Source organism: Leuconostoc sp. (assembly GCF_965300815.1).
Map to the genome: position 1 here is coordinate 1 of NZ_CBDKZH010000042.1, position 9951 is coordinate 9951.

11 protein-coding genes are annotated in these 9951 nt (G+C 44.6%); 3 read left to right on the top strand and 8 right to left on the bottom strand.

Annotated elements, in window-relative coordinates; genetic code table 11:
• Nucleotides 1-81: 81 nt before the first annotated feature.
• A complete protein-coding gene (locus ACW12G_RS04115) occupies nucleotides 82-564 on the bottom strand; it encodes a deoxycytidylate deaminase (protein ID WP_147001027.1) in 483 nt (160 codons plus the stop codon).
• 73 nt (nucleotides 565-637) lie between these two features.
• Here ACW12G_RS04115 and ACW12G_RS04120 point away from each other — a divergent pair, with 73 nt between their 5' ends.
• Nucleotides 638-1507 carry a bifunctional 5,10-methylenetetrahydrofolate dehydrogenase/5,10-methenyltetrahydrofolate cyclohydrolase gene (locus tag ACW12G_RS04120; RefSeq protein ID WP_095652921.1) on the top strand — a complete coding sequence of 290 codons (870 nt, stop codon included), beginning with the start codon at nucleotides 638-640 and terminating at the stop codon, nucleotides 1505-1507.
• Between the two features lie 10 nt (nucleotides 1508-1517).
• On the opposite strand, the gene ACW12G_RS04125 is transcribed toward ACW12G_RS04120, so the two are convergent.
• From ACW12G_RS04125 to ACW12G_RS04140, 4 genes are all read right to left on the bottom strand, one after another.
• Nucleotides 1518-2456 (bottom strand): biotin--[acetyl-CoA-carboxylase] ligase, encoded by a 939-nt coding sequence (locus ACW12G_RS04125; protein WP_455647340.1) that lies wholly within the window; start codon nucleotides 2454-2456, stop codon nucleotides 1518-1520.
• Between the two features lie 9 nt (nucleotides 2457-2465).
• On the bottom strand, nucleotides 2466-2849 hold the full coding sequence (locus ACW12G_RS04130; RefSeq protein ID WP_374971561.1) for a CHY zinc finger protein: 384 nt from the start codon (nucleotides 2847-2849) through the stop codon (nucleotides 2466-2468).
• Nucleotides 2761-3306, bottom strand: a complete 546-nt coding sequence (locus ACW12G_RS04135) for a biotin transporter BioY (protein ID WP_455647341.1) — start codon at nucleotides 3304-3306, stop codon at nucleotides 2761-2763. The genes ACW12G_RS04130 and ACW12G_RS04135 overlap by 89 nt, the downstream gene beginning before the upstream one ends.
• 104 nt (nucleotides 3307-3410) lie before the next feature.
• A complete protein-coding gene (locus tag ACW12G_RS04140) occupies nucleotides 3411-4037 on the bottom strand; it encodes a TrkA C-terminal domain-containing protein (protein WP_010000150.1) in 627 nt (208 codons plus the stop codon).
• Between the two features lie 182 nt (nucleotides 4038-4219).
• Between ACW12G_RS04140 and ACW12G_RS04145 the strand changes: the two genes are divergently transcribed.
• Both ACW12G_RS04145 and ACW12G_RS04150 read left to right on the top strand, forming a co-directional pair.
• On the top strand, nucleotides 4220-5416 hold the full coding sequence (locus tag ACW12G_RS04145) for a quaternary amine ABC transporter ATP-binding protein (RefSeq protein ID WP_010004878.1): 1197 nt from the start codon (nucleotides 4220-4222) through the stop codon (nucleotides 5414-5416).
• Nucleotides 5409-7115, top strand: coding sequence for an ABC transporter permease/substrate binding protein (locus ACW12G_RS04150; RefSeq protein WP_455647342.1), 1707 nt, complete (start codon nucleotides 5409-5411; stop codon nucleotides 7113-7115). The genes ACW12G_RS04145 and ACW12G_RS04150 overlap by 8 nt, the downstream gene beginning before the upstream one ends.
• 31 nt (nucleotides 7116-7146) lie before the next feature.
• Here ACW12G_RS04150 and ACW12G_RS04155 read toward each other — a convergent pair whose 3' ends face one another.
• From ACW12G_RS04155 to ACW12G_RS04165, 3 genes are read right to left on the bottom strand one after another with little or no spacing between them, the layout of a single operon-like run.
• Complete coding sequence (locus tag ACW12G_RS04155; RefSeq protein ID WP_455647343.1) at nucleotides 7147-7611, bottom strand: substrate-binding protein; 465 nt, start codon at nucleotides 7609-7611, stop codon at nucleotides 7147-7149.
• 12 nt (nucleotides 7612-7623) lie between these two features.
• Complete coding sequence (locus ACW12G_RS04160; RefSeq protein WP_455647344.1) at nucleotides 7624-8850, bottom strand: ABC transporter permease; 1227 nt, start codon at nucleotides 8848-8850, stop codon at nucleotides 7624-7626.
• Complete coding sequence (locus ACW12G_RS04165) at nucleotides 8843-9736, bottom strand: ABC transporter ATP-binding protein (RefSeq protein WP_455646571.1); 894 nt, start codon at nucleotides 9734-9736, stop codon at nucleotides 8843-8845. The genes ACW12G_RS04160 and ACW12G_RS04165 overlap by 8 nt, the downstream gene beginning before the upstream one ends.
• Between the last annotated feature and the right edge of the window lie 215 nt (nucleotides 9737-9951).

The following is a 9951-nucleotide window of genomic DNA, read 5'->3' on the forward strand; positions in this document are numbered from 1 at the left end:
ATTCGTGTTTTAAACGGATAAATTATGCTAAAATAAAAATAGTTCGTTATTAACAAATAATTCAAGGTTTTTGATGTGAGATCATTCATGTGTGACGAAACGCGATAAGTCAATTTGATTGGCTGTCTCTTGTGAAAAGGGCACTTGTTGCAACGGCACTTGCTTTTGTTGCAAGAGTTCTTCAGCAAAAGGATCGTTGCGATAGTTACGCATGTAGTTAATCTTTGACACGCCTGCTTGTAATAAGAGCTTCGTACAATGGACACAGGGGACATCGGTGACATAAACCGTCGCGTCAGCGACGCTAATACCCATTTGTGCGGCTTGCATCAGGGCATTTTGTTCCGCATGAACAGCGCGGATGCAATGCCCATCAACGATTAAGTCACCGACATCGGTACAGTGTGGGGTGCCAGCAATGGCCCCGTTATAACCACTGGCGATAATCCGGTTGTTTTTGACCAAGACGGCCCCGACATGCAAGCGGGTACAAGTTGAACGTGTTGATAAAATGGCGGCTTGGGCAATAAAATATTGATCCCAGCTAATCCGTTGATCTGACATAATAAACTCCAATGACTTAGTTTTGTTAAGAAAAATATAACATAAAAGTGCGGACAAACGAAGGAGCATTTTGATGACTGAAATACTTGATGGCGCAGCTGTGGCAAAGCTCACGAATGCCAAGACTGCTGAACGTGTGGCGAAGCTGGACAAGCCAGTAACGCTTGCTGTAATTTATGACCCACAAAATGACGGGAGTCGTTTATACGTTGGCATGAAATCTAAAAAAGCAGCGGCATTGGGCATTCAAACAAAAGATATTCCAACTGACGCCAATGCAACCACGGAAAGCGTATTGCAATTGGTGGCTGAATTGAATGCGGATGATAACATTACGGGTATTTTAGTCCAAAGTCCTTTGGCTGAAGGTGTCAAAGAACGTGAAGTTTTCTCAGCGGTTGCTCCGCATAAAGACGCTGATGGTTTAGGTGCCACAGTACAAGGGATGCTCTTTGCAGACGCTTTGGCGGATTACACCGTTGCAGCGACGCCGCAAGGTGTGATGACATTGCTTAATCACTATGGTATTGAAACGTTTGGGAAGCAGGCAGTGGTCGTTGGCCGGTCACAACTTTTTGGCCGCCCAATGTTTGCTTTACTCAATAACGCGGATGCGACGGTGACATTAGCGCATCGTTATACACCAGCTGCTGACCTAAAAAGATATTTGAAAGATGCCGATATTGTTGTCGTCGGTGTTGGTAAGCCAAACTTTATTAACGGCGCCGATTTGAAACAAGGCGCTGTTGTCGTTGATGTCGGCATGAATTATGTTGACGGTAAAGCGGTTGGAGATGTTGACTTTGCGTCTGTTCAAGGTATTGCCAGCTACATTACCCCAGTGCCTGGTGGTGTTGGGCCAATGACGATTGCGACCCTATTAGAAAATACAGTCACACTTGCTGAACAGCAGCAAGCTAATAAAAAGGACAGGTCTTGTTGACCTGTCCTTTTTATAGTTGATCACCACTGGTTAAGGTCGTGATACCGGTTGGTGTTTGTAGTTGTAGATAACCGTCATCAGTCACTTGTAACAGTTGTCCGGTAAGGCTTTGATCTGATTGGGTGATTGTCACTGTTTCACCCAAGCCAATCAAATGCCGCCGATAAGCTGGTAAATACATGCCAGATTGGTATTGTTCGTACATTTGGAAAAAGTCTTGAATGATTTGTGCGGCAACTGCGTTGCGTGACAAGGTCAATTCTGGTGTAATGGCACCCATTGGTTGTGGTTGTGTGGTATGCGGTGGGGTGAGGTTTAGCCCAATGCCAACAACCAAGCCCGAAAACGTTTGGCTTTCTAAGGTCATGATGCCCTCAGTGAGAATGCCGCCGACTTTTTGCTGATTTAAATATAAGTTGTTCAGCCATTGATATTGCAGGTCAACCCCAAAGAGGGTCCGAATACTTTTCGCCACAGCAACGGCAGTACTAATCGTTAATAAATGGGGTTTGACAGTATCTTGAAAAGTCAGGGGTAAGGCAATACTTAAATAAAGCCCCGATTGGCTAGGCGAAAAGAATGACCGACCTAAATGACCGACCCCGTGTGTTTGAATGTTTGAAATGACTACCAGCGGCGCGTTGAGCGTCTCGTCTATTAAGGCCAACTTGGCATAACGATTAGTAGAGTCTAATGAATCAAAAACGCGAATCGCCATTGGCACGCCCAAGAGGTGCTGGATTTCGGTGCTGGTCATTTTTTCATTGGGGATATAACGATAACCTAAACCACGCTGACTTTCAATCATAAAGCCGGCTTCAGTCAATTTATTGATGGCTTTCCAGACGGCAGCACGAGAAATGTGAAGCTCACTGGCAATGGTTTCACCGGATACCCATTCGTCGGCATGGTTGACGAAAATATGGAATAATTTTTCTACAGTTGTCATACGTTTATTTTAGCAAAAATAAATCTGTTGATGTAGATGGCATTGTGGATTAAAGGCATGTTGACACCGAGGACAGGCTGTTTGTGTGAGATAGGCGTTGCCTGTCATCTCTAACCCACATGACCCACAAAGGGCCCCTAAGGCAGTTTTAGCAACGGGTACAAATTCATGCGTTGTTAGCGTATTGTGGCATAAATAGCAGGCGTAGTAAGCCCGGCACTGCTGGCATTTATTGGCAATAATATCGACCTCAGTGTGCCAATGTGTACAACGCCCAGCGGCATCAGTTCCGATACCTAAGATATTAAACATGGGTAAGTTGGGGAAAGCGGCGCCGTAACGCCAATGTGACCACTGTGGCAATGACAGCCTTTGCACAGTCACCTGGTACATATGTGAGTTGTAGTAACAAGGCCTGTGGGAGCGGCATATGAGTCACAATGTGTAACCCAATTGCGCCGCTGACATCAACCAGCACCACACCAAAAATTAAAATGACGAGTAATAATGTCACAAAATTGGTTTTTTTCAAACGATCAAGGGCTTGCACGCTCAGCCCAATCAGTGCAGCTGCAACGGGATAAGACCAAATATAACCGCCTGTTGCGCCGAAAAAATGTGGGAAACCACCAGCCCCGCCAACCAAGACAGGTAACCCGATGGCGGCCATGAAGAGCCAGACAATAATCGCGAGTGCGCCGTTACGCCAACCAAGGAGGGCGCCAGCCAGCATAATGCCGAGATTTTGCACGACAATGGGTACCAAGCCAACGGGGATGGCGGGCAGGTAAGCCATGACAATCAGTAAGGCAATCATCATGACGGTGAGGGTGAGCTTTTGTGTTTTCATGTGTTGTCCTTTGTAAACCTATTTAATTGTTTAAGTTTACAATTAAGGTGATTGGTTGTCAAGACAATTAAAAAAACGACAGGGCGACTGTCGTTTTTTGCGTGTTATTTTTGATAAAAGAAATTGTAGACTGTCTCAACGACTGCTTCGTTACCGACAAAATACAAGGTATCACCCCGTTCAATCACAGCATATGGTCCTGGTGAGACGATGAGTTCATCATGATGTAGGATGGCCACCAACGTGGCACCTGTGCTTTGCCAGAGGTTAAGACTGCCGACTGATAAGCCAAGTTTAGGACTATCGTCATGCAACTCAAGTTCATAGGGCGTCAACGGACTATGACGATGACGTTGGACGCGTTGCGTTTGGTCAAATAGGCGTGACAAGGTTTGTTCTAATGTATGAATGTCTTGTTTTTGTTGTGCGATCAGATCATTAATTTGACCGTGCAAGGCTTGAATATCAAACGTTGTTTCCGACTGCTTCAAAAAGGCCTTGGCGCGTTCACGGGATAAGACCTCAACCCCACTGCCGTGAATTGGTTTCACAATCTGCAAATCAGCGAGCACACTGACAGCTTTGCGTGCCGTTTCTGACGAGACACCGAAGGCTACGGATAGTGTTGAACGCGCATGTAGCTTGCTACCGACGGGGTAATCGTTGTCAGCAATTTTCTGTGCAATTTGATAGGCGATTTTACGATAACGTGGTTCTCTAATTGTTCGCATATGGTTCTCCAAAAGTTACCTCATTTGACAAAAGTGACAACTTGTGACAGAATAGAAGACATCACTTTGAGAGGCAATCTAGTTTTTAAATTAAGTTGTCACTTTGCAGTATAAGTTAAATCGCAAACAGAGTCAATGGGAGATGGGTAGAAACGCTCATTTAAAACGAAGTGGAGGATTTCATGACGAATAAAGTCGAGATAAAGCACCTAACCAAAATATTTGGGAAACGCCCAAAAGCGGCGTTGAAGATGGTGAAGCAAAATAAGAGTAAGAACGAGATTGTCGAAAAGACAGGAAGTACGGTTGGTGTGTATGACATCAACATGACCATTGAAGAAGGCGAAATCTTCGTGATTATGGGCCTTTCAGGTTCTGGAAAGTCAACCTTGATTCGTTTGCTCAATCGATTGATTGAACCAACCGATGGACAGCTCTTTATTGATGGACAAGAAATTACGAAGTTTAATAAGAAACAAATGCTAGATATTCGACGTAAAAAGATGAGCATGGTGTTCCAAAATTTCGGGCTATTTCCCCATCGGACGTTGCTTGAAAATACGGAATACGGGCTAGAAGTACAGGGCGTTGACAAGGCCGAACGGCGTCAACGGGCAGAGAAAGCTTTAGATAACGCGAAGTTACTGAGTTTTAAGGACCAATACCCAGCGCAACTATCTGGTGGGATGCAACAGCGTGTTGGTTTAGCCCGTGCGTTGACCAATGATCCTGATATTTTACTGATGGATGAAGCGTTTTCGGCCTTAGATCCGTTGGTTCGTGGTGAAATGCAAGAAGAACTATTGGAGTTGCAGGCCAATGTCCGTAAGACCATTATCTTTATTACCCACGATTTGAATGAAGCCTTACACATTGGTGACCATATTGCCATTATGAAAGATGGTCAGTTGCAACAAGTCGGCACGGGTGAAGAAATTTTGACCAATCCAGCCAATGATTATGTGCGAACATTTATCGGTGGTGTTGATCGGACAAAGGTGTTGACGGCGGAAAGTATTATGATTCCAGCCTTAACGACGAACTTGACTGTCGATGGCCCAACGGTGGCGTTGCGTAAAATGTCGGATGAAGAAGTTTCTGGTCTGGTTGCCGTCAACCGTAACCGTGAGCTCCTTGGTTATTTGTCATCTGATGCGGCCGTGACTGCGCGCCGTGATAAAACACCACTAACTGAGGTGGTGTCTGACATGCCAACGGTTTCATTAGATACGTTAATTGTGGATATTATGCCAATCATTTACGATGCCCAAACCCCTGTTGCGGTTGTTGACGACAGCAATCGGGTCAAAGGTGTCATCATTCGTGGTGGTGTTTTGGAAGCGTTAGCTGATACACAAGGAGAGGACGAACATGCTTAATATACCTAAATTACCCTTAGAAGACTGGGTGACGGCGGGCGTTAACTGGTTAACCGATCACCTATCTGGCTTATTTAATGTCATGCAACACGTCGGGCAAGCTGTCATGGATGGTTTGACCAACGGCTTGACTGCGATTCCAATGCCGTTAATGATTGCTGGTATCACGTTAATTGCCATTTTAACCACACCTAAAAAAATTGGTTTCCCAGCGTTTACCTTTTTGGGTTTAGCCATCGTGGCCAACCAAAATCTGTGGGAAGACTTGATGAGTACGTTGACATTGGTTATCATGGCTTCGGTTATTTCGTTAGTCATCGGTATTCCATTGGGAATCCTAACTGCTAAATCACCAAAAACAGCAGCCATTGTGAAGCCGATTTTGGACTTTATGCAAACGATGCCTGGTTTCGTTTATCTGATTCCAGCAGTGGCATTCTTTGGGATTGGCGTGGTGCCAGGGGTATTTGCCTCAATTATCTTTGCTTTACCACCAATGGTGCGGATGACGGATCTTGGTATTCGCCAAGTCCCTGTATCATTAGTTGAAGCAGCTGATTCGTTTGGTTCAACGACTTGGCAAAAGTTAATCAAGTTAGAATTGCCGAGTGCGCGTAACACGATCTTAGCTGGTGCGAACCAAACGATTATGTTGGCCTTGTCAATGGTTGTGACGGCCTCAATGATTGGGGCACCGGGCTTAGGACGTGGTGTCTTGTCAGCTGTGCAACATGCGGATATTGGTTTAGGTTTCGTCAATGGTCTTGGGTTAGTGATTCTGGCGATTATTATTGATCGCTTTACGCAAAAGTTAACGACACAACCTGGTCAAAAGGCTGAAACTAAACCTTGGAAACGCTGGACGATCTTAGCCACAGTGCTTGTTATGATTGCTGGTGGTGCCATTAATGTGATGACAACCCAGAAAGCAACAGGCCAACGCGTGAACCTTGGTTATGTGGAATGGGATTCGGAAGTCGCGTCAACTAACGTGTTAGCGGAATCTTTGCGTCAACACGGTTATCATGTGACCATGACACCACTTGATAGTGCTGTTTTGTGGCAATCTGTTGCGAAGGAGCAAATTGATGCTTCTGTTAGTGCTTGGTTGCCATATACCAATAAAGCGTTATACAACAAATTTAAAAATGATGTCGACATGCTGGGGCCTAATTTACGCGGTGCCAAAACGGGATTAGTTGTGCCAGATTATATGGCGGCTAATTCAATTGCTGATTTATCTAATCAGGCGGATAAAACCATTACGGGAATTGAACCTGGCGCCGGTGAAATGGCTAGTGCGCAAAAAACATTGGACAGTTATGATAACTTGAAGGGGTGGCAGTTGCAAGGTTCATCATCTGGTGCGATGGCCATTGCGCTTGATAAGGCCTACAAAGCTAAAAAGGATCTTGTTGTGACAGGTTGGTCACCACATTGGATGTTTAGTAAGTATCATTTGAAGTATTTGGCTGATCCAAAGGAAACAATGGGTAAGGGTGAAAATATTCAAACCTTTACACGTAAAGGCCTGAAACAAGATAACCCAAAACTTGGGAAAGTCTTGGATAAATTCCATTGGACGAAAGACGATATGGAAAGTGTCATGTTAGCCATTCAGAACGGTAAATCACCGAAGGCTGCGGCTGCTGACTGGCTCAAGTCACACAAAAAACTCGCTGACAGCTGGTATGACTAGTCAAAAAAACTACGACATTGTCGTAGTTTTTTTATTGCGTCAGTTGTTGGTCTTGGGCAATGATCCATGCATTGAGGTCGGAATCATCAATGCGGGTGGGATGTTGTTTCAAAAATTGCCGGTAAAGTGTGGCAATACGTTTGCTAAAAATGAGTGTATTGGGTGGTGTCAGTGCATCATCGAGTAGTTGATAAGAACGAATCGCATAACTGATAAATGCCAGTGTTTGGGCTAACTCGTTATCGGATAATCCATGTGCTTCTGACAGATAGTGTCGGCGTGCGGCATAGCCTAGGGCTTGTTGAAAGCGATTTAAGTTATCCGGCTCAATCTGACCCTCGGGGCCGATGGCAATCATCGTTGCTTTGAAGCTGGCAATCGCTTCTGGTGTCGCTTTGTTGGTGAGTTCAAAACGTTGAAAGGGTATCCAGTCCGCTGTGGTGCGGGTTTCAAAGGTATACCATTTTTTATTGGTGAGAAAGAAGGGCGTTGTCATAAGGACCTCAGTTTAATCGTGGTGTTTGATGTTTCTGATGAGTTGCGCCATAATCTTGTCATCGCTGTATGACAAGACGTTTTTCGCGTAAATACCACGGCCAAACCAAGCTAGAAGGACTAGCGCAATGGCCGACAAAGCCAGGGCCACAATGGCAGCTGGCCAGGATTCGACCTTGGTAACCAGGCGGACAGGCATCATACTTTGTGAAATAAATGGGACGTAACTTAAAATTTTAATCACGATATTGTTTGGCATGTTGGTCATAAAGTAACTAAAGAAATAACCAATCATGGCCAGCACCGTCACGGGACCAACAGCTTGTTGAACTTGTGAATTATCATTAACAAGGGAGGCAATAATTGCCGTCAGCACGAGATACAAGGCCACGGCTACTAGAATAAAGCAAACAGCATAAACAGTAAATCCTAACGTAATACCGGAGAAGTTATGCGCAATCTCAGCAACTGCTGCATTATTTTTAAAGATAAGATAGGCAATAATACCGGCAACCAAGTAAAGGAGCATGTGTGTGAGTGTTAGCGCAAAAATACCAATGATTTTACCGAAATATTGAATATTTGATGATGTCGCAGCCAACAAGGTTTCCATAATACGTGACGACTTTTCGTTGGCGATTTCTGTGGCAATCATTGAGGTATACCACATCACGACGACCATCGTGATGACGCCAATAGCAACAGCAATGCCGTAGTTGGCCATTGATGAATTATCGCCATTTGTGGTACGGTTGTCAGCTTGCTTGACGACAGACTTTAACTGATAAGGCTGTATCAATGCTTGGGTCTGTTCAGGTGTGAGACCGTACTGGGCTGCTTTTTGTGTGCGGGCCAGATTACCTAAGACACTGCTGATTGCCTCTTGATTGATTTTATTACTCTTAGGCTGTGTTGTGAGCGTGGCACCATTAGCATTAAAAGTCAGCACACCGTCAAGAGTTTGCTTGTCGAGTGCTTTGTTTGCTTGTGCTTGTGTTGTTATACGTGATACTTTCAGGTCGAGGCTTTTTTCGCTTTTAATCATGACTTGGCGTACAGCAGGGTTACCGACGATGGCCACATTGGGGGTGGTGTTACCTTGCATTTTTGTAATGCCAAAGATAACCGCAGCAATAATACCAGCAAAAATGATTGGCGAAAGGACCAAAAGCCAATAACCGCGAGATTTGAAATGATTACGGTACGTCTGTTTAATGACGATCATGAGTCCATTAGGCATTGTGAGCGACCTCCTGTCGGAAAATATCATCTAGTGTTGGGGGTTGTTGAGAGAAGGCCGGAATGTAGCCGTTTCGGGTAACATAGTTGAAAATATCATGACCCACAGCTTCATCTGTGACAACGAGGTCAAAGCCTGCGCCGTGTGGGGTGACACTAACAACCCCTGATAACTGGGCCAACTCGGCTTGTGTGAAGGGTCCTTCAACGTAGATTTTTGTCCGACCAAACTGTTCACGAATTTCTTGCACGCCGCCTTGTAGAATAACTTCACCTTTTTTCAGCATGGTGAGTTGGTCTGAAATTTTTGTGACGTTGTCCATATCATGACTTGAAAAAATAATCATGGCACCTTGATCGCGCATCCGGATGATTTCGTTCATCATGATGCTGGTGTTGACAGGATCAAGCCCAGAAAAGGGTTCATCTAAAATGATAAATTCAGGATTGAAAATGAGCGAGGCAATCATTTGGACTTTTTGCGCATTACCTTTTGACAAAGACTGCACTTTGTCCGTTGCTTTGCCCACAACATCAAGTCTTTTGAGCCAATCAGCTAGTGCTGTTCGGGCATCTGCCCGTCGCATACCGTGTAGTTCAGCGAAATATAAGATTTGCTCTTCAATCGTTAACTTTTGATACAAGCCACGCTCTTCAGGGAGAAAGCCAATCCGTTGTTTATCCTGTTGCGTGATGGGGTGATTATCCCAAGTGATCGTGCCGGAAGTCGGCGTAATGAAGTTAAGAATCATACGGAAAGTCGTCGTTTTGCCGGCACCGTTTTGTCCGATTAACCCCATTACTTGACCGGGCTCAAGTGTCATGTTTAATTGGTTAACGGCTAATTTGCTGTTGAACTTCTTAGTGAGTTGGGTCAGTTGGATCATACTGTGCTCCTTATGTTAACTGCGTCTGTAACGATTTAAAGGGGGAAAATTGTGGCTCAAAGTTCGTCATATAAATGATACGAATTTTTGTTTTGTTGCTTTGCCGACACTTGCCGTATTTGGCTAATTATCTACAAGTCATCAGTCACGTATTATGCAATTGATACTTTGAGTGTAGCGAACTTAACATTAAATGTAAAGGCAAGGGCCAAATG